At 69.9% G+C, this 23,602-nt stretch carries 9 protein-coding genes; 2 read left to right on the forward strand and 7 right to left on the reverse strand.

The window, feature by feature from the left end; all coding sequences use genetic code 11:
* Positions 1-108 precede the first annotated feature (108 nt).
* From VMT40_RS14435 to VMT40_RS14445, 3 genes are read right to left on the reverse strand one after another with little or no spacing between them, the layout of a single operon-like run.
* On the reverse strand, positions 109-1,302 hold the full coding sequence (locus VMT40_RS14435) for a DUF1501 domain-containing protein (RefSeq protein WP_326358488.1): 1,194 nt from the start codon (positions 1,300-1,302) through the stop codon (positions 109-111).
* 12 nt (positions 1,303-1,314) lie between these two features.
* Positions 1,315-2,619 carry a DUF1800 domain-containing protein gene (locus VMT40_RS14440; RefSeq protein ID WP_326358489.1) on the reverse strand — a complete coding sequence of 435 codons (1,305 nt, stop codon included), beginning with the start codon at positions 2,617-2,619 and terminating at the stop codon, positions 1,315-1,317.
* A gap of 56 nt (positions 2,620-2,675) precedes the next feature.
* On the reverse strand, positions 2,676-3,551 hold the full coding sequence (locus VMT40_RS14445; protein ID WP_326358490.1) for a class I SAM-dependent methyltransferase: 876 nt from the start codon (positions 3,549-3,551) through the stop codon (positions 2,676-2,678).
* A 36-nt stretch (positions 3,552-3,587) separates the two neighbouring features.
* Here VMT40_RS14445 and VMT40_RS14450 point away from each other — a divergent pair, with 36 nt between their 5' ends.
* Both VMT40_RS14450 and VMT40_RS14455 read left to right on the forward strand, forming a co-directional pair.
* Positions 3,588-4,334, forward strand: coding sequence for a haloacid dehalogenase type II (locus tag VMT40_RS14450; RefSeq protein WP_326358491.1), 747 nt, complete (start codon positions 3,588-3,590; stop codon positions 4,332-4,334).
* Between the two features lie 56 nt (positions 4,335-4,390).
* Positions 4,391-5,674, forward strand: coding sequence for a TerD family protein (locus tag VMT40_RS14455; protein ID WP_326358492.1), 1,284 nt, complete (start codon positions 4,391-4,393; stop codon positions 5,672-5,674).
* Between the two features lie 68 nt (positions 5,675-5,742).
* Here VMT40_RS14455 and VMT40_RS14460 read toward each other — a convergent pair whose 3' ends face one another.
* The 4 genes from VMT40_RS14460 to VMT40_RS14475 are packed head-to-tail and all read right to left on the reverse strand — an operon-like array spanning position 5,743 to position 23,590.
* Positions 5,743-6,717, reverse strand: a complete 975-nt coding sequence (locus VMT40_RS14460; RefSeq protein ID WP_326358493.1) for a TerD family protein — start codon at positions 6,715-6,717, stop codon at positions 5,743-5,745.
* Positions 6,630-6,839 carry a hypothetical protein gene (locus VMT40_RS14465; RefSeq protein ID WP_326358494.1) on the reverse strand — a complete coding sequence of 70 codons (210 nt, stop codon included), beginning with the start codon at positions 6,837-6,839 and terminating at the stop codon, positions 6,630-6,632. Before VMT40_RS14465 ends, VMT40_RS14460 begins: the two co-directional genes overlap by 88 nt.
* 9 nt (positions 6,840-6,848) lie before the next feature.
* A complete protein-coding gene (locus VMT40_RS14470; RefSeq protein WP_326358495.1) occupies positions 6,849-12,920 on the reverse strand; it encodes a type I polyketide synthase in 6,072 nt (2,023 codons plus the stop codon).
* Positions 12,917-23,590, reverse strand: a complete 10,674-nt coding sequence (locus VMT40_RS14475; RefSeq protein ID WP_326358496.1) for a type I polyketide synthase — start codon at positions 23,588-23,590, stop codon at positions 12,917-12,919. The genes VMT40_RS14470 and VMT40_RS14475 overlap by 4 nt, the downstream gene beginning before the upstream one ends.
* Between the last annotated feature and the right edge of the window lie 12 nt (positions 23,591-23,602).

Here is a 23,602-nt window from a genome sequence, read left to right on the forward strand (position 1 = left end):
AATACCGCGTCCGAGCGGGGTAGGCAAGACGTGAACAGATTGATTGAAACCGAGGCTACCAGCGCTAATGTCGAGCAAATTCGGCACCGGTGCGGCGGACCGAAACGGTCAGGCCGTCAGGAGACCGAGGTCACGGCGGCCGGAACCGACCACCGCGCCCGGGTCGGCGTCCAATACCCGGTGCAGCAGTTCGTGATAGATGTCGCGGAAATCGACCGTCGCCTTCAGGTCCCCATTGTCGAGGTCGGTGAGGCTGGGCTCGTCGCCGTGGAAGCCGCCCGCGACACCCGCGCCCGCGAGCAGGACCGGTCCGGCGGTGCCGTGATCGGTGCCCTGCGAGGCATTGGCGGCCACCCGGCGGCCGAACTCGCTGTAGGCCAGCAGCACCACATCGCGGCCACGCGGGTGAGTGGACAGGTCCTTCAGGAAGCCGGTCACGGCCGCGTCGAGGCGGCCCAGCAGTTGCTCTTGGGTGTGGCGTTCGTCGGCGTGGGTGTCGAAGCCGCCCAGGCTCACCGAGTAGACGCGGGTAGGGACACCGGCCTTGATGCACTGGGAGACCAGATCCAGCTGAGCGACGAGGGCGTCGGCGGCCTGCCCCTTCGACTGCTTCAACGACGAGAAGGTTTGGCGGACAGTCTGTTCGGCCTGATAGCCGGTGCAGACCCGGCCGCGTGCCGGACTGTCGTCCGGATCGGTGGCGGCCAGGCCGGACAGTGTCGCGGCCAGATCGGCCGACAGCGGAGCCGAGGACGGATCCAACGCCGCCGCGGTGTGTTTCGCGCCCATGGCCAGCTGCGGCAGGACCGGGCCGATATTCACCGCGCGGACCGGATCGTCTCCGGTGGCGTCGAGCCAGCGCCCGATCCAACCGGTCGGCACCGGCTCGTCGGGTGAGGCGGTCTGCCAGATATCCATGGAGCGGAAGTGGCTGTGGTCCGGCCGCGGATAGCCGACACCGCGCACTATGGCCAGTTGATGGTTCTGCCACAGGCCGGACAGGCCCTTCAGGGCCGGATTGAGGCCGAGCTGATCATCGAGGTGCAAGACTTCCTCGGGCCGGTAGGACAATTCCGGTCGGGCATCGTGATACGCGTTGTCCGCGTAGGGAATCACGGTGCTGATCCCGTCATTGCCGCCATACAGGGTGAGCACCACCAGGATTCCCGACCCGGCGGCCAATGGCGTGGTCGTGGCCCGCTGGTGCAGTTCGTCCCAGGTGATGGCGGACGCGCCGACCACGCCGAGCGCGCCCAGCACGCCGGTGCCGACCAGGAACTGTCTGCGACTGACTTGCGGCATGGTGAACGACCTTCAGCTGGTGAGGTATTCGGGAGTATTGATGGCCAGGGCGACGAGCCGGGGCGGCTGGTCGAGGACGGTGTTCAGCACCTTCGCGCTGCGGTCCGACCAGGATCCGAGGCCGAGCAGGTAGGCGGTGGCGTCCAGTCGGCTCGATCGGCTCGCCTGGGTGATCGCCGACAGATCCGCCTTCTTCACCAGATCCGTTGCCGCCGTGAGCCGTATCTGCGCGGCCGCGCTCGACATCCAGCCCTGACCGCGCGGCCAGCCACCGACATTGGGCGGATAGAACGGCAACTGGCCGAGCTTGCGCAGGGTTCCCGCGAGTGCGCGCGCGGAGACGTCGTCGGTGAGCGGAACCCGCAGGGCCCGCACGGCGCCGATCAGCCATTCGACCGGGCCGTGCACGACGGTGTCTCGGGCGGAGGTGAATTCGGCGTCGGTGAGGATCGCGGTGATCAGGGCGGAGAGGTCCCGGCCGGGACCGTAGGCGGCGGTGAGCCGGTTCAGCGCGGCGTCGGAGGGTGGATCGTCGGAGGCGAGCGACTGCCACAGGCTCGCGGCCACGAAGCGCGCGGATTCGGGGCGAGCCAGCACGGCGTCACAGAAGCCCTTGGCGTCGAGTGGACCCGTCACTCCCAGTACGGTTTTGACGCCGCCATCGTGACGTTTCGCCTCGAGGGTGGCCACTCCGCCCGTGATAGTCCACCCCGTCAACGCCCGCGCGCCCTCGCGCACATCGGTTTCGGTGTACCCGTTGCCGTGCCCGAGCGCGAACAGCTCCATGAATTCGCGAGACAGGTTCTCATTGGGCGCTTTCGCGGTATTGCCCACGCCGTCGAGCCAGCGCAGCATGGCCGGGTCGGTGAGCATGGCGTAGGCGAGGGTGGTGAAATCCCCGACCCCGTGCGTGCGCAGCGTCTGATTCTGCGCCGCCATCTCCGCGGCATCGCGCACCTTGGTGGCGGAGGTCGCGAAGTGGTTGTGCCACACCAGCGTGAGCTTCTCGCGGACCGGTACCTGGACGGCTGCCATGCGTCGCAGCCACCACCAGGTCAGCGTGTCGAGCTGTCCGGTGAGTTGGGCCCGATACTGCTTGCGGGCCTCGACCGTCGCGCCCTTCCCGAGCGGAGCGGGCGGAGTGAACCGCGGCAGTGGATTGGCGCGCGCCCCGGGATCGTCCTCCGGGTCGGCGGTCAGGGCGGCGCGGAGGTAACCCGCCACATCCGTGACCGCGTCGACCTCGGCTCCGGTCGTCCCGAACCCGGACCGCCGCAGAACCCGCGCGGTCCGCATCCATTCCGGCGACATGCCCATGCCCCGAGTATCGAGCGCAGAGCGGCCCCGGCGGGGCTCGGCTCAGGGAGTTTCAGTCAATCTTCAGTCGCCGGGCCGCGGCTGGCACACATGATTCGCACCGGGCCTCCCCCGAGCGAAAGGTCGGGAATCGGTGCCTCGAGATATTCCGCGAGCAGTTCGGACAGCCGCCACTGCTCGACCGTGTCGAAGCCGAGTGAGCGCAACAGCTCGTCGAACTCGGCCGGTTCGAGGTAGCTCAGAAAGGGTTCGTTCAGGGCCGCGATCCGTTCGGCGCGCTCGCGCACGGCCGCACGTTCCTCGTCGGTGGTGCCGGGGCCGAGGTAATCGGCGACCACCCATACCGGTGGCGCCTGGTCCGCGATGAATCGGAGCGTCTCCACGATCGCCTCGCGGGTCAGGTACATGACCACGCCCAGCCACACGAACACGGCCGGTTCGTCGCGCCGGAATCCGACGGCGGCGAGACCCGCCGCCAGGGTGCCGGTCTCGAAATCCACGGGCGCGTAGGTGACCGACTCGGGAATCTCGATGCCCGAGTCCGCGAGCATCTCGTGCTTCCACCGTTGCGTATCCGGATGATCGACCTCGAACACCCGGACCTGCGGGTACGGATTCCGGTAACCGAAGGTGTCCAGACCCGCGCCCAGGATCACCACCTGGCGGGTCCCGGCCGCGACGGCCTTGGCGACGACCTCCTCCGCGAGGCGGGCCCGGGCGGCCAGAAAGTATCGGCGAGCCCGCCGACGCGGATCGTTCCCACCCGGCCTGTCGAGGCGCTCGGTCTCGAACTCCTGCATCCGATCGGCCGTCAATCCGATGATCCGCGCGGCCAGCGGGTCGGTGAAGACCCGGGGCTCACCCGAAAGCTGGTGATGCGCACGCGCATACGCTGTGGCCAACGCCGTCCGGCTGGCTCGCCCGGTCTCCATACCCGTCAGCCTAGATCCGGGCGGCGCGCGCGGAGTATGAGAAACCACTCAATCCGTTCGCGCGACCCGGGCGGGTACGGTCGGGTCGTGATCAAGGCGTTGTTGTTCGACGTCCAGGGGACGGCGACCGATTTCCACTCGACCATTCGGGGCGCGGCCGAATCCATTGCCGGGCCACACGCGCCGGGACACGACTGGTCCGCGTTCGTGAACGAGTGGCGCGCGGCCTATTTCGAGGCGACGTCGCGGCGGCCGGAGCAGGGGCCCTGGATGAGTGTGGCCGCGGTGTACCGCGAGACCCTCGATCCCCTCTTGGACGGCAGGGGAATCGGGTTGGGCGCGGCCGAGCGCGATGATCTTGCCCGGGCCTGGGCCCGGCTCGAACCCTGGTCCGACACCGTCGCGGGGTTGACGCGGCTGCGCGAGCACTACACCCTCGCCACCCTGTCCAATGCGGATGTCAGTGCGGTGGTGGAGATTTCACGCCGCGCGGACCTGCCGTGGCACGCGATCTTCGCCGCCGAGATGGTCGGCGTGTTCAAACCCGATCCGCGGACCTACCACCTCGCGGCCCGCTACCTGGGCCTCGAGCCCGCCGAGATCATGATGGTCGCCAGTCACAAATACGACATTCGGGCCGCCGGGCAGCTGGGATTCCACACCGCGTTCGTGGCCCGCCCACTCGAATACGGGGACCCGGCGCTCGGCGATGCGGAGTTTTCCGACGAATTCGATATCAATGCCGTGGATTTCCTGGATCTGGCCGATCAGCTGGGAGCCTGAGGGACCTCGAGGCTCCTACAGTGGCAGGGGGACGTTTCGATACGGGAGGGTCGGCCTTGTCCACAACGCTAGTCAAGGGTCAGAACGGGGCATTGAACGCCGCGGAGGTGGTGGTCTCGGTCAAGGTCGCGGCGGCCGCCGAACTCTCGGCGCTGCTGGTGACCGAGCACGGAAAGGTGCGCACGGACGCGGATTTCGTGTTCTACAACCAGCCCGCGGGACCGGGGGTACGGCTGCGCAACGGGGTGTCCGGGCAGCCCGCCGATCTGGTGGTGTCGCTGGCCCAGGTGCCCGCGGAGATCGCGCAGATTCGGGCGGTGATCACCCTGGACCAGGCGGGCGCGACCTTCGGACGGATCGCGCCGCCGGTCGCGGTCGTCGCCGATCCGGGCGGTAATCCCCTGTACGAGTACCGGATAGAGGATCTGCAGAGCGAATCGATCGTGATCGCGGTCGAGCTGTATCGCCGGTTCGGCGGCTGGAAGGTCCGCGCGGTCGGGCAGGGCTACGCGGGCGGATTCGCGGCCCTGGTCACCGATCACGGCGTCACCGTCGAGGACGCGCCGCGCCCCGCCCCGCAGCGCACTCCTCCCCCACCGCCGCCCGTGCCCTCGGCCTACCCGCCGCCGCTCGAACCGACTCAGGTGGCACCGACCCCACCCGCACCGTATCCCCCTGCGCCACCGCCGAATTCGACATTTGCGCCGCCGCCACCGGCCCCACCACGCCCCACCGAGGGCGAACTGTCGCGCGGTCGCCCGGTCAATCTGTCCAAGGGGCAGCGCGTCACCCTGCGCAAGGAAGGCGGGGTAGCGCTGACCCGGATTCGCATGGGCCTGGGCTGGGATCCCGCCAAGCGCGGCGGGCTGTTCGGGCAGCGCGTCGTCAATATCGATCTGGACGCCTGGGTTGCCATGTTCGCCGACCGGCATCTGGTGGATGTCGCCTACTACGGTCAGCTGACCTCCAAGGACGGTTCCATCCGGCATTCCGGCGACAATCTCACCGGCGAGGGCGGGGTGGGCGACGACGAACAGATCGCGGTGGATCTGAGTCGCGTTCCACAGCAGGTCACCACGCTGCTGTTCATTGTCACCTCGTATCAGGGCCAGACCTTCGAGCAGGTCAGCAATGCCTACTGCCGCCTGGTGGACGACACCACGCAGGCGGAGCTGGCGCGCTACGCGCTCGCGGGCGGCATGCCGTTCACGGCCATCGCCATGGCGAAGGTGTTCCGTTCCGGCGGCGAGTGGCGGCTGGAGGCCATCGGCGAGGGCTTCCAGGCCAAGCATCCGGGCGAGGCGGTGCCGCAGCTGGGCCGGTTCATCACGCCGGTCTGAATCCGCATCGCGCAGCGGTGAACCCGGACCAGCGGTGAACCCGGACCTCGGAGGGGCGAGCCCGGACCTCAGAGGAACTGGACGACCTGCGCGGCCGCCTCGACGGGATGTCCGGCCTGGATCCCATGGCCGAGGGCCTGCACCTTCCACACCCCGTCCTCGCGATGCACCTTGGCCACCACCATGCCGGTGTGCGGACCGCCCGCGCTCAGATTGGACCGGGTGAGCTCGGTGCTGGTGGTGCCGTCGATCAAGCGCCAGAACGCGTTTCGCACCCGCTCGAAGGTGTGGCCCGCGTAGGAGGTGATGACGAAGACGATGGCGGTGACGTGCGGGCCGACACGGGTCAGATCGACGGTGATCACCTCGTCGTCGCCCTTGCCCTCACCGGTCAGGTTGTCGCCCGAATGCCGGATGGCGCCGTCCTTGGTGACCAACTGCCCGTAGTAGGCGGCATCGACGAGATCGTTCCCGGCGTACACCAGCGCCGAGGCGTCCAGATCGATCTCTACCGGGCGTGTCCCCCACTTGTGCTGCACGTGCACCGGATCCCAGCCCAGCCCCATCTTCACGAAGGTCAGGTCGGTGCCCTGCCGTCGCAGCGCGACGGTGTCGCCGGACTTTAGCACCGGTGCGATGACCGGTGCGGTCGGGCGCGCCGGTTGCTGCGAATTGGCGACGGCCACCCCGTGATCGGCGATCAGGGCCGCGAACCCGCGCGGGTGTGCGAAGCCGACCGCGCGGGCGTACCAGCCGTCGGTGCCGCGATCCAGGTCCACCGCGGCGACCGTGGTCTCATTGCCCAGACCTTCGATCACGTACTCGTACAGCGGGTTTCCCCGGTCGTCGGCAATGGCGATGTGCGGCGGCGGGAAATTGCCGAACCGCTTGTCGGGATCGTCGAGGGTGGCCACGATGCGAATGTGAGCCACCCCCTGCGGCACCGAGTGCAGGCTCACGGCAATGGCGTTCTGCCCGGGCACCAATTGCACACCGGGCCCGGCGGGTTGGTTGTAGAAGACCAGATCGGTGTCGCCGCGCACGGTGTGCCGCGATCGGTGAGCAGCAGCGCGGCCAGGTCGATGCCCGCGCTGAAATGCACCGTCACGGTGACGTCCGCGACGCCGAGTTCCCCGGTCTGCCCTTGGGTGAGAAGTGCGGCCACGCTCCCACTCTATGGGAATGCCCGATCACCGGGATGAAACGAAGCCATATCGCTTGTGGCCGGGCGCAGGACGTAGTTCATTTCCGGGCCCTTGCGTCCGAGCCGGGTCTTGGTGACGAATTTGCCTCCGAATGCCTCATAGAAGGGAAGATTGGCGTCCTTGCAGATGCCGCCGACCGTCGCGCCGACCTGGTCCGCCTCCGCGACGGCCCATTCGGCCAGGGCCATGCCCACCCCGGCGGCCTGCCATTCGGGGGCGCAGGCCAGGTAGACCAGCGTGGTGTGGGGTTGTGGGGGCGACACCCGCGCGATGGCCGCATCGACGTGCATGCCGCGCGGCGTCGCGGCGCCCATGGCCTTCAACAGCAGCGGACCCGAAATCATCTCTCGCCACAGGGAATTGCGGTAGTACGGCGGGTACCACAGCAGCGCGGCCACGATCTTGCCGTCGACGGTGGCCACCGCCGCGCCATTGACGGGCAGGAAGCGGTACTTGATCATGAGCCGCACCATGTCGGGGGCGCGGCGGTGCCGCACCGCCGGATTCGGGAAGACGTACTCCTCGACCGGGTCGTCCTCGTCGAAGGCCCGGGCGACGACCTGGACGATGTCCTCGATATCGGCCTTGGTGGCGCGGCGGATGACCGGGGTGGCGGACCGGGCGGCCATGGCGCGCAATCGGGTTGCGATCCGGGCTTTCTCGGGATCGTCCCAATCTCCGTTCGCGAGAACGGCTTCCAATTCGTCGAACACCGTGTCGATCGAGCGGGCCGGGATTTCTCTTTCCTGGCGGTCTGCGAGCTTTTCCCGGCGGTCGGCGAGTTGCTCGTGGAGGTGGTCGGCGAGCGCGGTCGCGGTGGGGTGTTGGAAGGCGACCGCGGGCGGGAGGGACAGGCCGGTGGCCGTTTGCAGACGGTTGCGCAGTTCGACCGCGCCCAGGGAGTCGAAACCCTGGTCGGTGAACGGGCGCTCGGGATCGATCGCGTCGGCGCCGTCGTGTCCGAGGACGGCCGCGACGTGCCGAATGACGATGTCCAGCACCGTGTGTCGATCCCGCAGATCCGGGGCAGCCAGGGCCGCCGCCGGGGGCCGGGTCCCGCGTGGGCGGCGGTCGGCGGGCGAGACCAGCTCGCGCAGCACCGAGGGCAGGAGTCCGCTGTCGGCCTGGGCGCGAAGCTCGGCGGGGTCCACCGCGGCGATCACGGCGTGGGCCGTGTCTCGTTCGAGCGCCGCGTGCCAACCCGCGAAGGCTTGCTCGTCGGGCATGGCGACGAAGCCACCGCGACTCAGCCGAGCCACGTCGGACGCGTCGAGGCCACCGGTCATGCCGCTGGTGCGGGCCCACAGCCCCCACGCCAGCGACTGACCGGACAGGCCGCGTGCCCTGCGGTGCGCCACCAGGGCGTCGAGGAAGGTGTTCGCGGCCGCGTAGTTGGCCTGTCCGGGTGCGCCGATCGTGCCCGAGACGGACGAAAAGACCACGAACGCGGAGAGATTCAGGTCCGCGGTCGCCTCGTGCAGATGCCAGGCCGCATCGACCTTGGGTGCCAGGACGGCGTTCACCCGCTGCGCGGTGAGCGAACCGATGGTGCCGTCGTCGAGCACACCCGCGGCGTGGATGACACCCGTCAACGGTCGCTGCGCCGGTAGCTCGGCCAGGAGCTGGGCCACCGCGCCGGAATCGGTGACATCGCAGGCGATCACCCGTGCCTGCGCGCCGAGTTGCTCGAGTTCGGCGACCAGCTGCGCCGCGCCCTCCGCGCTCGGGCCGCTGCGGCTGACCAGCGCCAGCGAGGTCACGCCGTGCTCGACGACCAGGTGCCGGGCCACGGCCGCGCCCAAACCGCCTGTGCCGCCGGTGATCAGCACCGTGCCATCGCCGAAGGCGGTGACGGTATCGGCACGGTCGGTCGGCGCGGCGGGCCGGACGAGCCGGGCGGTGTGCGCGATGCCGTCGCGCACGACCCACTGCGGTTCATTCCCGGCCGCGATACCGGCGGCCAGCTGCTCGTCGAGTCGAATATCGGTGTCCACCAGGATGATCCGGCCGGGATCTTCCGCCTGTGCGGACCGGGTCAGCCCCCAGACCGCGGCGCCGGCCAGGTCGGTGCAGTCCTCGCCGGGCAGTGCGACCGCGCCGTGGGTGGCGACCACCAGGGTGCTCGCGGCGAACCGGTCGTCGCCCAGCCACGCCTGCACCACCGCGAGCATTCGGGCGACCTCGGCGTGGGTCTCGGCCACCACGTCGGTGCCCGTGCGGTCGCTCCACCCGCCCCCGGCCTCGACTACCACCACCGGGGGTACCGGCGCGTCCGGAGCCAGTCGGTCCCACCAACCCACGCTCGAATCCGCTGTGCGGGAGTCGCTCACGTCGGCCGGTGACCACACCAGTTCGAGCACCGCGTCGGCCGGGCCGCTCGCCGCGGCCAGTTGCCCGACCGGCATGGGTCGGCTCGTCACCGTGCCGGACAGCACCGGCTGACCCTTCTCGTCGGTCACCCGCAGCGCGGCCGATGCCCCGTCGACGGTCAGATGGGCGCGCAGTGCTGACGCCTCGGACGTGTACAGCGACACCGATTCCCACGAGAACGGCAGCACCACGTGACCCGCCGGGATCTCGACCGCGTCGGCCAGCAGTCCGGCCTGGATGACCGCGTCCAGCAGGGCCGGGTGAATCCCGAATCCTTCGCCGCGCACCCCGGTTTCGGGGTCGAGGGCGATATCGGCGAATACCTCGTCGCCGCGTCGCCACAGCGCCCGCACGTTCTGGAAGGCCGGTCCCATGGCGTAGTCGGGTGCCAGGACCGTGCGCGCTAGGTCGATCTCGGTCGCCGCGGTGGGCGGCCATACCTCCGATTCGGGTGTGGCCGTGTCGGTTCGGTCGGTCAGCAGCCCGTGCGCGTGCAGGACCCACTGGCCGTCGTGGTCGTGTTCACCACGGGAGTAGATCGAGAGGGGCCGGTGCGGGGACGCGGGCCCGACCACGATTTGGATGCGCACGCCGCCGGTGGACGGAAAGACCAGTGGCGCTTGCAATGTCAGTTCCTCGATGACCGGGGAGCCGGTTTCCGCACCGGCGCACAGCGCCAGTTCCACGAACCCGGTGCCCGGCAGTACCGTGGCCTCCCGGATGGCGTGGTCGGCCAACCAAGGCTGCGCCAGCACCGACAGCTGCCCGGTCAGGACGACACCACCGTCCGCCATCGGCAGGGCCGCGTCCAGCATGGGGTGGTCGACCACGCTCATGCCAGCGGCCTCGACACCGGCGAGGCCGCTCACCAGCGGAAGCCAGTAGCGGCGACGCTGGAAAGCGTAGGTGGGCAACGACACCGGAGAGACCGGGCGGGCCGCGAACAGCACGGTCCAGTCGACCTCCACCCCGCCGGTGTACGCGCGCGCCAGGAAGTTCAGGAACTGCTCGGTCTCGCCGCGCCCGCGCCGCGCCCCGGCGGCCAGCAGCGACTGCGACGCGATATCGGCCGACAGGCACTGCTGGGTCATGGCGGTCAGCACGGCGTCCGGCCCGATCTCGAGGAATCTCCGCGCGCCGAAGTCCACCAAAGCGTCTACGCCGCGGGCGAATTGAACGGTTCCCCGGATGTGCGCGACCCAGTAGTCGGCCGCCAGCACCTCATCGCCCGCGATCCGGCCGGAGAGATTCGACACCAGCGCGGTGTGCGGCCGGTGGGAGGTGACTTCCCGTGCGACAGCGGCGAATTCGTCGAGCATCGGGTCCATGCGGTGCGAATGGGAGGCGATCGAGATCCGCAGCCGGGAGGTCTCGCGCCCGCGGTCGGCGAACCATTGCTCGACCGCCGCCACCGCGTCCTCGTCGCCGGAGACCACCAGGGAGCCGGGTGCGTTCACCGCGCCGACGGAAACCCGGCCCGCGTGCCCGGCGAGCGCCTCGGCCACCTCGCGCTCGTCGGCCGCGACGGCCAGCATCGCGCCGCCGTCGGGCAGCTGCCCCATGAGGCGACCGCGCGCCTCCACCAGTCGGCACGCGTCCGGCAGCGACCACACCCCCGCCAGGTACGCGGCTGCCAGCTCACCTGTCGAATGTCCCACCAGGACATCGGGTGTCACGCCGAACGATTCCAGCAGGCGAGAGAGGGCGACCTCGTAGGCGAACAGCGCGGGCGTGCTGAACTCGATCCGGTGCAGCACACTGGCATCGGCATCGGTCGAGCTTTCCTCGCCCCATTGCCCGGTGAACATCAAACGCTTCAGCGAGCCGCCCATCAGCGGATCGAAGTGCTCGCAGACCTCGTCCAGCGCGGCGGCGAACACCCCGAACGCGTCGTACAGTTCACGCCCCATGCCGACCCGCTGCGCACCGCCGCCGGTGCACAGGAACGCCACCTTGCGCGAAACCGCCCGCCCCGCAGCCACATCGGCGGAGTCGGTGGATTCGGCCAGCGCCGCGAGTCCGGCCAGCAGCGTGTCCCGGTCCTCGCCCACCACCGCGCCCCGCCACTCCAAGTGGGCGCGGGTCGTCAGCAGTGAGTAGCCGATGTCGTCGATGGTCTGATCCGGGTTCTCGATCACCCAGTGCCGCAGCCGGTCTGCCTGAGCCCGCAGGCCCGCTTCGGTTTTCGCGGAGATCAGCCACGGCGTGAGGCCGGATGCCACCTGCGCGGTAGGCGCGGAATCGTCCGATTCGGGCGAGACAGCCTCGGCGGGTGCTTCCTCCAGAATCACATGGGCATTCGTGCCGCTGGCCCCGAAGGAGGACACACCGGCGCGCCGCACCCGCTCGCCGACGGGCCACGGTTCCGCCGTCGTGAGCAGGCGCACCGTGCCCGCCGACCAGTCCACCTCCGGCGTCGGGGCATCGACATGCAGTGTCGCGGGCAGTGTTTCGTGCCGCAGCGCCTGCACCATCTTGATGACGCCACCGACCCCGGCCGCGGCGGAGGTGTGTCCCACATTGGATTTGAGCGAACCGATGCGCAGCGGATTCCCGGTGCGATCGCGGCCGTAGGCGGCGATCAGGGCCTGCGCCTCGATCGGGTCGCCGAGCGAGGTGCCGGTGCCGTGCGCCTCGACCGCGTCGATATCGGCCGGGGCCAGACCGGCATTGGCGAGGGCCGCCGCGATCACCTTCTCCTGCGACGGGCCGTTCGGGGCGGTCAGCCGATTGCTCGCGCCGTCCTGGTTGATCGCGCTGCCACGAATGACCGCGAGGATGCGGCGGCCGTGGCGGCGGGCATCCGAGAGTCGCTCGATCACGAGCATGCCCAGGCCCTCGGAGAATCCGGTCCCGTTCGCCGCCGCGGCGAAGGCCTTGCAGCGGGCGTCGGGCGAGAGCGCGCGCTGGCGGGCGAAGGCGATCAGCAGGGCGGGATCGGACATGACGGTGACGCCGCCGACCAGCGCGAGGGAGGTCTCGCCCTGGCGCAGGGCCTGACCGGCGAGGTGCAGGGCGACCAGGGACGACGAGCACGCGGTGTCCACCGACAGCGCCGGACCCTTGAATCCGAAGGTGAAGGCTACGCGCCCGGCGAGAATGCTGGCCGAAACACCCGGGTACGCCTGGCCTTCCGCCTCGGGGGTCAGCCCCGGCGACCCGATGCGCGGTCCGTAGTCCTGATGGATGACGCCCGCGTACACCCCGGTGTCGCCGCCGCGCAGCGTGGCCGGATCGATGCCCGCGTCCTCCAGGGCCTCCCAGGTGGCTTCCAGGTACAGCCGCTGCTGCGGGTCCATGGCTTCGGCCACGCTGGGCGGGATGCCGAAGAAGCCCGCGTCGAATTCACTCGCGTCGTACAGGAATCCGCCCTCGCGGGTGTAGATGGTTCCCGGGACCTCGGGGTCCGCGTCGAACAGGCGCTCGAGGTCCCAGCCGCGGTCGGCCGGGAAGGGGCCGACGGCGTCGGTGCCGGAGGAGACCAGCTCCCACAGCCGCGCGGGGGTGTCGGCACCGCCGGGGTAGCGGCAGCTCATGCCGATGATCGCGAGTGGCTCCCCGGCACGGTCCTCCAGCTGCTGGATGCGCTTGTTGGCGGTGCGGAGATCTCCGGTGACCTTCCGCAGGTACCGGCTGAGGCGTTCCTCGTTGCTGGTGCTCGGATTGCTCATGCGGGGCCAAACTCCTCGTCGATCAGGTTCAGAAGCTCTTCGTCGGAATGGGATTCGAGGTCGTCGTAGCCGCTGCCCGACCGCGTGTCTCCCAGATGCGCGCGCAGCCGCTCGGCAATGCCGCGCAGGGCCGCGACGGTCTCCTCGGCGTTGTCGTCGGCGGCGATGATCCGCTCGACCATGGCCTCGAGGCGCGCGATCTCGCCCGACACCGGTGCGGCGGGTGGCGCGGCTTCCGCCACAACGGCCCGCTCCAGCAGGTAGCCCGCGATGTCTCCCGCCGTGGGGTAGTCGAAGACCAGGGTCGAGGGCAGCGACAGCCCCGTCACCCGGGCCAGCCGGTTCCGGAACTCCACTCCGCCAAGGGAATCGAAGCCGAGTTCGTCGAAACCTTGGTCGGGCCGGATATCGTCGGCCGACGCGTAACCCAGCACCGCGGCCACGTGTTCGCGCACCAGATCCAGCACGACCCGATGCCGTTTCGGCTCCGCCACACCGTGCAGCAGGTCGCCGAGCGAGGGTTCGACGGTCGCGGCGGCGGCCGGTCGGACGGGGGTGCGAACGAATCCGCGCAGCACCGCCGGGACCGGACCGCTGTGCGCGGCCACGCGCAGTTTGCCGGTGTCCAGGTGCACCGGCGCGGCCACCGGTTCCGCCGTGGTCAGCGATTCGTCGAACAATCGCAGGCCCTCGGCGCGGTCCAAGGGGATCAGACCCATGCGGTCCAATCGGCCCAGGGCGTGCCGGTCCAGTGCGCCGGTCATGCCGAGATCGGGCTGCCACGGGCCCCAGGCGAGCGCGAGAGCGGGCAGCCCTGCGGCGCGGCGCTGGGTGGCGAGGGCATCCAGGAAGGCGTTCGCGGCGGCGTAGTTCGCCTGCCCCGGGGATCCGATCAATCCGGCGATCGAGGAGAACAGCACGAAGGCGGACGGATTCAGCTCGCGGGTGAGCTCGTGCAGATGCCGGGCGGCCTCGGCCTTGGGCGCGAGGACCCGGTCGATCTGCCGATCGGTGAGGGTGTGGAAGGTGCCGTCGTCGAGTACGCCCGCGGCGTGCAGGACGCCGGTGAGTGGATGCTGAGCGGGGATGTCCGCCAGCAGGTTCCGCAGGGCTTCGCGATCGCTGACGTCGCAGGCCGCAATGTGGACCTCCGCGCCGAGGCCGGTGAGCTCTGCCGCGAGTTCCCTTGCGCCATTGGCACGTTCACCCTGTCGGGATACCAGCAGGAGCTGCCGCACCCCGTGCGCGGTGACCAGGTGCCTGGCGAGCAGTGCACCGAGTCCGCCGGTACCTCCGGTGATCAGGACCGTTCCGTCGCCGAACGAAACCGGCTCGGCGACAGTGGATGTCAGCGACTCCAGGCGCGGTGCCAGGACGCGGCCACTCCGCATCGCCAGCTGCGGCTCCCCGGTGGCGAGTGCGGCCCGGATCGCCGTGGCCGAAAGATCCTGTCCACCAGCGGTGTCGAGCAGCACGATGCGATCGGGGTACTCGGTCTGAGCGCTCCGGATCAGACCCCAGACCGCGGCCGACGCGGTGTCCGGGGTCTCCTCCGGCAGGGCGGCCGCACGATCGGTGACCACGACGAGCCGCGATCGCGCCCAGCGTTCCTCGGCCAGCCAGCCGTTCACCGTGCGCAGGGCGGCCTTCACCCGATCGCTCACCGACTCCGTCGAAACCTGGTGCGCTTCGGCGGATTCCGACCACACGACGATATCGGGAACGGTCGGAGCCGCGGTGAGCGCGGCGAGGTTCGAATACCTTTCCTGGACTCCGGGCACCTGCGCGGTTCCGAGAACGGCGATACTCCCGGCGGGAAAGTGGCCATCGGACGGCTCGATCGCTGTCCAGCGCACTCCGTACCGGGCCGCGCGTTCGCCCGCCCGCGCGGCGTCGAATCGCTCGACGTCGTAGGAGCGCATGACCACTTCGTCGACGGAGACCACCGGATTGCCGTCCTGATCGACGGCCACCACGCTGATGGTCTCGGCACCGCGCTGCACGGCCATCACCCGCAGCGAGGTGACCTTGCCGGTGGTGTGGAATCGCGTTGCGCCCCATCGGAACAGGAGTTTGCCCTCGGCGGCGTTGCCCTCGCCCGTCCAGATCAGGCACACGAGTCCGGCGTGCAGCGCCATGTCGAACAGTGCCGGATGCAGCTGGAATCCGTCGGCTCGGACCTCCGGGTTCAGCGTGACCTCGGAGAAGATGGTGTCGCCCCGTCGCCACGCGCCGTGCAGACCGAGGAACGAGGCACCGTATTCCAGTCCGGCGACGCGGGCGACCTGCGCCGGAATCCATTCGGGATCCACCGATTCCGCGTCGATTGGCGGCCACGGCTCCTCGCGCAGCCGGTCCATGAGTCCGTCGTCGAGCGGCCCCGCGCCGCTCAGGACACCGCTGGCATTGCGCGTCCAGTCGTCGGCGGTGCCGGTGCGATAGTGGAAGGTGAACGATCGCCGTCCCGTCGAATCCGGTTCCCGCACCAGCACTTGCAGTTCGACCTCGCCGTCCGCGGGCGGCAGGATCGGGGCTTCGAGGGTGAACTCCTGGACGGCGTCGCAGCCGATGCGCGCGCCCGCGACCAACAGCATCTCCATGAGCGCGGCGCTCGGGACGAGCACCACTCCGTAGGTGGTGTGGTCCGCGATCCAGGGGTGGGTGCGGAGCGAGAGCCGCCCGGTGAACAGCCATTCGTCACGGTCCGCCACCCGCACCACTCCGGTGAGCAGCTCGTGGTCCTCGGTCCTACGGGATTCCTGGACACTCGGGTCCAGCCAGTACCGCCGATGTTCGAAGGCGTAGGTGGGCAAGGTGATTCGCGCTACCGGCCGCTGGGCCAACAGCGGCTTCCAGTCGACAGCCAGGCCTGCGGCGTGCGCCTGGCCGAGCATGGTCAGGAACTGTTCGACCTCGTCGTGGTCGCGGCGGGCGGCCGCCGCGACCATCGACCGCGCCTCGATGTCCTCGGGCAGGGTCTGCCGCGCCATCGCCGAGAGCACCGCGTCGGGTCCGATCTCGAGGAACCGGCGCACACCCGACGCGACCAGCGTCTCGACACCCGGTGCGAAACGCACCGCGGCGCGCACCTGCGACGCCCAGTACCCGGGCGCGAGGATCTCCGCACCGGCCGTCTCTCCGGAGACATTGGATACCAGGGGGATTCGCGGTGCCGCGTAGGTCACCTCGGCCGCGACGGCTTCGAACTCCGCCAGCATCGGCTCCATCCGATGGGAGTGAAACGCGTGGGAGACACGCAGCCGGTTCGTCTTGCGGCCCAGGTCGGTGCATCGTCGATCGATCTCCGCCACGGTCGTCTCGTCACCCGAGACCACCACGGCGGCAGGCGCGTTCACCGCGGCGATCGAGACCTCTGCACCGAATTCGGCTATTACCGTGGCGACTTCGGTCTCGGAAGCGGCGATCGCGAGCATCGCCCCGCCCTCCGGCAACGCGTCCATCAGCCGCCCGCGCGCCGCGACCAGTGCGCACGCGTCCTCGAGCGACCACACACCGGCCACATACGCCGCCGCCAGCTCACCAATGGAGTGGCCCAGCACCACATCCGGGACAATGCCGAACGACTCCACTAGGCGGTAGAGCGCCACTTCGAACGCGAACAGCGCGGGCTGGGTCAGTCTCGTTCGATCCAGAATCCCGACCTCGTCACCGACGCCCCGATCGTCGACCAGGTGTCCGGTGAACATCGCCTCCTTCAAAGAACATTCGAGCAGCGGATCGAAGCGCGCGCACACCTCGTCCAGCGCCGCGGCGAAGACGGGGAAGGCCGCGGCGAGACCCGCGCCCATACCGACCCGCTGCGCGCCCTGACCGGTGAACAGGAAGGCGGTCTTGCCGCCGCCGACGGTGCCGGAAATCACTCCGGTCGTAGCGGATTCGTCGGCCAGCCGGTCGAGTCGCGCGAGCAGTTCGGCACGGTCGCGACCCAGGATCACCGCCCGCGAGCGATGCCGCGACCGGGTCTTGGCGAGCGCGTGCGCCACGGCGGCCGGGTCGGCCTCGGGGTGATCGCTCAGCCAGGTCCGCAGTTTCGCGGCCTGCGCGTGGAGCGCCGTCGGGGTCTTGGCCGACAGCAGCCACGGCAGCATCGGGGCGGGGCCGTCACCGCTGGCGGGCTCGACCACCACCGGTCGGGCAGGCGCTTCCTCGAGGATCGCATGGGCGTTGGTGCCGCTCACACCGAACGACGACACGCCCGCTCGCCGCACCCGGTCACCACTCGGCCACGGCTGGGCCTCGGTCAGCAATCGCACCGCGCCCGCGGACCAGTCCACGTGCGGGCTCGGCTCGTCGGCATGCAGTGTGCGGGGCAGGGTTTCGTGGCGCAGCGCCTGCACCATCTTGATGACGCCGCCCACACCCGCCGCGGCCACCGTGTGGCCGATATTCGATTTGATCGATCCGATCCGCAGCGGTCGCTCCCGGTCCTGCCCGTACGCCGCGATGAGCGCCTGCGCTTCGATCGGATCACCGAGTGTCGTGCCGGTGCCATGTGCCTCGACCGCGTCGATATCGGCCGGGGCCAGACCGGCATTCGCCAGGGCCGCCGCGATCACCCGCTCCTGCGACGGGCCGTTGGGCGCGGTCAGACCATTGCTCGCGCCGTCCTGGTTCACCGCCGTTCCGCGCACGAGGGCGAGCACGGTGTGGCCCAGGCGTTTCGCGTCGGAGAGGCGTTCGAGCACCAGCACGCCGACGCCCTCGGCGAAGGCCACACCGTCGGCCGCGGCGGAGAACGCCTTGCAGCGACCATCGGGCGAAAGTCCCCGCTGCCGTGCGAAATCCACATACAGGTAGGGGCTCGCCGCGACGGTCACGCCACTGGCCAGCGCCAGGGAACTCTCGCCCTGGCGCAGCGCCTGGCAGGCCAGGTGCAACGAGACCAGCGACGACGAGCAGGCGGTGTCCACGGTGACCGCCGGGCCCTCCAGACCGAGCACGTAGGCCACGCGCCCGGACATCACCGAGCTCGTGGTGCCGGTGAGCCGGTAGCCCTCCAGCTCGCCGACCACCCGATCGACATAGCCCGAATAGCCCGCTCCGACATAGACACCGGTGTCGCTGCCGCGCAGCGAATCCGGGTCGATGCCCGCGTCCTCGAGGGCCTCCCAGGACACCTCGAGCAGCAGCCGCTGCTGCGGATCCATGGCGGCGGCCTCGCGCGGGCTGATACCGAAGAACGCCGGGTCGAAATCGCCCGCGTCGTAGAGGAATCCGCCGCGTCGGGTGTAGACGGTTCCGGGCTTGTCCGGATCCGCGTCGAACAGCCGCTCCAGGTCCCAGCCGCGATCGGTGGGAAATTCGCCGGTGGCGTCGGTTCCGGAGGCCACGAGATCCCAGAGCTGCTCGGGGGTCCGGACGCCGCCGGGGAACCGGCAGCCCATGCCCACGATGGCGATCGGCTCGTCGGCCCGAATGCGGCGGGCCGCCTGCTTGACGGGTTGGCCCACGGTCGGCTCGATGCTGGACCGCACCAGCTTCGCCACGGCCGCCGGGGTGGGATGGTCGAAGACCAGCGTCGAGGGCAGCCGCAGGCCGGTGGCCTTGCCGAGCCGGTTGCGGAATTCCACACCGCCGAGCGAATCGAAGCCGATCTCGTCGAAGCGCTGGTCGGCTCGGATATCGGCGGCCGAGTCATGGCCCAGCACCGCCGCCGCCTGGGTGAGCACGAGCTCGAGCACCAGCTCGCCGCGCCGGGCGGGTGGCACCTCCGCCAGTTGGGCGGCCAGCGAGCTCGTCGCGGCCGCCGGTGGCGTGGGACGAGGCGAACGGCGCGCGAATCCGCGCAGAACGGCCGGGACGGCATCTATATCGGACTCGCGGCGCAGGGCGCTCGCGTCGAAGCGAATGGGGGCCAGACAGGCGTCCGCATGCGTGAGCGCCTCATCGAAAAGCCTGATGCCTTGCGCGTTTTCCAGCGCACTCAGACCCCAGCGCTCCCATCGCGCGAGCGCGGCGCGATCCATTCCGGCGGTCATGCCGCCGCTCTGGTTCCACGGCCCCCACGCCAGCGAGGTGGCGGCCAGCCCGTCGGCCCGACGCCGCTGCGCCAGGGCGTCCAGGAAGCCATTGGCCGCGGCGTAATTGCCCTGCCCCGCCGCACCCAGCACCGTCGCGATCGAGGAGAACATCACGAACGCACCGAGATTCAGCTCTCGGGTCAACTCGTGCAGATGCCATGCGCCGTCGACCTTCGGCGCGAGCACCCGGTCCACCTGGTCGGCGCTGAGCGATTCGACGGTGCCGTCGTCCAGAGTTCCGGCGGCGTGCACGACGGCGGTCAGCGGGTGGTCGGCAGCGATGTCCGCCAGCAGCTTCGCCACCGCGTCACGGTCAGCGATGTCGCAGGCGATGACCTGAACCGTGGCCCCGGCCCGATGCAATTCGGTGACCAGTTCGTCGGCACCGTGGGCGTGGTGTCCACGGCGCGAGGTCAGAACCAAATGGCGCACACCATGTTCGGCGACGAGATGGCGAGCGAACAACGCGCCCAATCCACCGGTGCCGCCGGTGATCAGAACGGTGCCGTCGCCGAACGACGGTCGCACATCCTGGCCCTGTGGGGAGGACGCGCGCACCAATCGGGGGACCAACAGCTTCCCGTCGCGGATCGCGATCTGGGGCTCGCCCGAAACTACCGCTGCCGCAATATCTTCCGAATCGATGGGCCGTGCCGGATCCTCGTCGAGGAGGATGAATCGGTCCGGATGCTCCGATTGCGCACTGCGCAGCAATCCCCACACCGCCGCGGCGGCTGGATCGGGGGCCTCATCGGATATTCCGAGAGCACCGGTCGTCACTACGACCAGCCGTCGATCGCTATGACGTGAGTCGGCGAGCAGAGCTCGTACCGCCGCCAGCGCACCGTGCACCTGCGCACGCACCGAATCGATGGGTGGCCGCCATACCGTCGCATCCCCGACAGAGGCCGGTGATTGGTCCACGCCCGCAGTAACTTTCGCGAGCGGCTCCCAGTGAACCCGGTACAGACCCGCCTCGTCACCGACGAGGCTGCCGCGGAACTCCTTCACGTCGTAGGACCGCATGACCACCGCGTCGACCGACACAATGGGCGTGCCCTGCGGGTCGATGGCCGCGACGGAAATGGTATCCGGGCCGGTCGCGGTCGCCATGACCCGCAGCGCGGTCACCTCGCTCGGCCACCGATCGCTCGGCCGATGGAACCGAGCACCGCCCCACCGGAACAGCAGTTTGCCGGAGTCGGAGCCGGAATCACCGTCACGCCAGAGCAATTCGGCGAAGCCGGTGTGCATGACCATGTCCAGCAGGGCCGGATGCAGATCGTGCCGTCCCGGCTCGGCACTCAACGCGATCTCGGAGAACACGGTGTCGTCGCGTCGCCACGCGGCGCGGACGCCGAGGAAGGCCGGGCCGTACTCGAGTCCGGCGCGCCTGGCGATCCGCTCGGGAAGCCCTGCGCTGTCGAGGATCTCGGCATCGACCGGCGGCCAGGTCTCCGCCCGCAGCCGCTCCGACAGCTCCGATTCGCCCGCCCACTCGGCTCCGAAGACACCGGTGGCATTGTGAATCCAGTCCGCCCCGGCGGAGGTGCGGAAGTAGAACTCGAACGGTCGACGCCCGGACTCGTCGGCCGCCTGCACCAGCACCTGCAGTTCGACCTCGTCGTCGGCGGTCGGCAGGATCGGCGCCTGCAGGGTGAGCTCTTCGACCGTCCCGCAACCGATTCGGCGGCCCGCGACGAGCAGGAATTCGATGAAGGTCGCGCTCGGCACCACCACGACGCCGTAGGTCATGTGATCGGCGATCCACGGATGCGTGCGCACGGAGAATCGGCCGGTCAGCAGCCATTCGTCGGAGCCCGCCAAACCGACCACGCCCGTGAGGATCGGATGATCCGTCGGCGACTGCGGCGCTTCGCCACCACCCGACAGCCAGAAACGCTTCCGCTGGAAGGCGTAGGTGGGCAAGGGAATTCGACGCATCGCACGGCCCGCGAACCATGGCCGCCAGTCCACCCGCGCGCCCGCGACATGCGCCTGCGCCAGGGCCGTCGCGAACTGCTCCACCTCGTCGACCGACCGCCGGACCGTTGCCGTCACCGTCGACACCGAGTCGTTCTCGGGGTGCTCGGCGAGGCAGTCGCGGGTCATGGCGGCCAACACCGCGTCGGGGCCCACCTCGACGAACCGCCGCGCGCCCGCCTCGACGAGTGCGTCCACGCCCGGCGCGAACCGCACGCAGCCGCGCAGTTGTCGCACCCAGTACTCCGGGTCGGTCACGGCGCTCCCGGCGAGCTCGCCCGACGCGTTCGACACGATCGGCAGACGCGGCGAACGGTATTCGACGCGCGCGGCCACCGCGCGGAATTCGGCCAGCATCGGATCCATGCGCGCCGAATGGAAGGCGTGGCTGACCCGCAGCCTGTTCGTCTTGATGCCCTCGGCGGCGGCGAGCCGCCCGATCTCCTCGATGGCCTCGACATCGCCGGACAGAACCGTCGCGGCCGGACCATTGACCGCCGCGACCGAGACACGGTCGGCGAAACCGGCGACCAGGTCGGCGACTCGGCTTTCGCCTGCCGCCACCGCGAGCATCGCGCCACCGACGGGCAACGCGCCCATCAACCGGCCTCGCGCCGCGACCAATTCGCAGGCATCGGCCAGCGACCACACGTCCGCCACGTAGGCCGCGACCAACTCTCCGATCGAATGCCCGATCAGCAGATCCGGTGTGACGCCGAAGGATTCGAGCAACCGGAACAGCGCGACCTCGAAGGCGAACAATGCCGGTTGGGTGAACTCGGTCCGGTCCAGCACACCGTCGGGGTCGGCGAACATCAGGTCTTTCAACGAGCGACCCAGCAACGGATCGAACCGCGCGCAGACCTCGTCGAGGGCGGTCGCGAACACCGGGAACGCCTGGTACAGGCCCGCACCCATGCCGACCCGCTGTGCCCCTTGGCCCGTGAACAGGAATGCCGTCCGGCCGGAACGTGCGGTGCCCTCGAGGGTTTCGTGTGAACCCTCGGCCAGATCGGCCAACGCGGCGAGGAGTTCGCCCCGGTCATGTCCCAGGACCACGCCGCGCCGCTCCAGCTGCGCCCGCGACGTCACCGAGGAGTACGCCACATCCCGGATGTCAGCGTCGGGATCGTCGATCAGCCGCTGCCGCAGTCGATCTGCCTGGGCACGCAGGGCGTCCTCGGACTTGGCGGACAGGAGCAAGGGAACGATCTCGGCCGCAACGGGTTCGCCCGCCGGTTCCGGCTCGCTCTCGGCCGGGGCGGGCGCTTCCTCGAGAATGAGGTGGGCATTCGTGCCGCTGGCCCCGAACGACGAGACCCCGGCGCGCCGAACCCGCTCCCCCACCGGCCACGGCTCGCTGTCCTGCAGCAGCCGTACCTTTCCGGACGACCAGTCCACGTGCGGGGTGGGTTCGTCCACGTGCAGCGTCTTCGGCAGCACGCCGTGCCGCATGGCCTGCACCATCTTGATCACGCCGCCGACACCCGCCGCGGCCGAGGTGTGACCGATATTCGACTTCAGCGACCCCACCCGCAGCGGTTCGCCCTCGCGCTTGCCGTACGCGCCGATCAAGGCCGAGGCCTCGATCGGGTCCCCGAGCATCGTGCCCGTGCCGTGCGCCTCCACGGCGTCGATATCCGAGGGTGTCAGACCGGCATTCGCCAAGGCGGCCGCGATGACCCGTTCCTGCGAGGGACCGTTGGGGGCGGTCAGGCCATTGCTCGCGCCGTCCTGATTGACCGCGCTGCCGCGAATCACGGCCAGCACCGTGTGCCCGAGCCGCTGGGCGTCCGAGAGTCGCTCCAGCACGAGGACACCGAGGCCCTCGGAGAAGCCGGTCCCGTCGGCGGCCGCCGCGAAGGCCTTGCAGCGCGCATCGGGTGAGAGCGCCCGCTGCCGGGCGAACGCGATCAGCAGGGACGGGTCCGACATGACGGTCACGCCACCGGCCAGCGCGAGTGACGTATCGCCCTGCCGCAGCGCCTGGCACGCCAGGTGCAGGGCGACCAGCGACGAGGAGCACGCGGTGTCGACCGAGATGGCCGGGCCCTGGAACCCGAAGGTGTAGGCGATCCGGCCGGACAGCACCGCATTCGAGACACCGAGGTAGGCATGGCCTTCGGTCTCGGCGGTGATATTCGGCCCGCCGATGCGGGGTCCGTAGTTCTGGTGGATCACCCCGGCGAACACGCCGGTATCGCCGCCGCGCAGCGACATCGGGTCGATTCCCGCGTCCTCCAGGGCTTCCCAGGACGCCTCCAGCATCAGGCGCTGCTGGGGATCCATGGCCGCGGCCTCGCGCGGCCCGATGCCGAAGAAGGCCGCGTCGAAATCGCCCACGGCGTCCAGGAATCCGCCGTCGCGGGTGTAAATGCCGCCCGGCGCATCGGGATCCGGGTTGAACAGCCGATCCAGGTCCCACCCGCGATCGGCCGGGTACCCGCCGATGGCGTCCACACCGTCGGCCGTCACCCGCCACAGATCCTCGGCGGAGCGCACACCGCCGGGGTACCGGCAGGCCATACCGACGATCGCGATCGGTTCGCGCGACCGGTCGGTGAGCGCGCGCAGCTGCTGTTTGGTCTCGTAGAGCTCGGTCGCGGCCTTCTTCAGATACCGGCGTAGCTCGTCATTGTCGGCCATCGGTAGAACTCC

It is taken from the genome of Nocardia sp. CDC160 (assembly GCF_035818795.1).
Classification (GTDB): domain Bacteria; phylum Actinomycetota; class Actinomycetes; order Mycobacteriales; family Mycobacteriaceae; genus Nocardia.

Bases quoted from the DNA above. Each gene is read 5' to 3' on its own strand.
- VMT40_RS14435 (WP_326358488.1), bottom strand. From the start codon at position 1,302: ATGCCGCAAGTCAGTCGCAGACAGTTCCTGGTCGGCACCGGCGTGCTG.
- VMT40_RS14450 (WP_326358491.1), top strand. From the start codon at position 3,588: ATGAGAAACCACTCAATCCGTTCGCGCGACCCGGGCGGGTACGGTCGG.
- VMT40_RS14475 (WP_326358496.1), bottom strand. From the start codon at position 23,590: ATGGCCGACAATGACGAGCTACGCCGGTATCTGAAGAAGGCCGCGACC.
- VMT40_RS14445 (WP_326358490.1), bottom strand. From the start codon at position 3,551: ATGGAGACCGGGCGAGCCAGCCGGACGGCGTTGGCCACAGCGTATGCG.
- VMT40_RS14440 (WP_326358489.1), bottom strand. From the start codon at position 2,619: ATGGGCATGTCGCCGGAATGGATGCGGACCGCGCGGGTTCTGCGGCGG.
- VMT40_RS14470 (WP_326358495.1), bottom strand. From the start codon at position 12,920: ATGAGCAATCCGAGCACCAGCAACGAGGAACGCCTCAGCCGGTACCTG.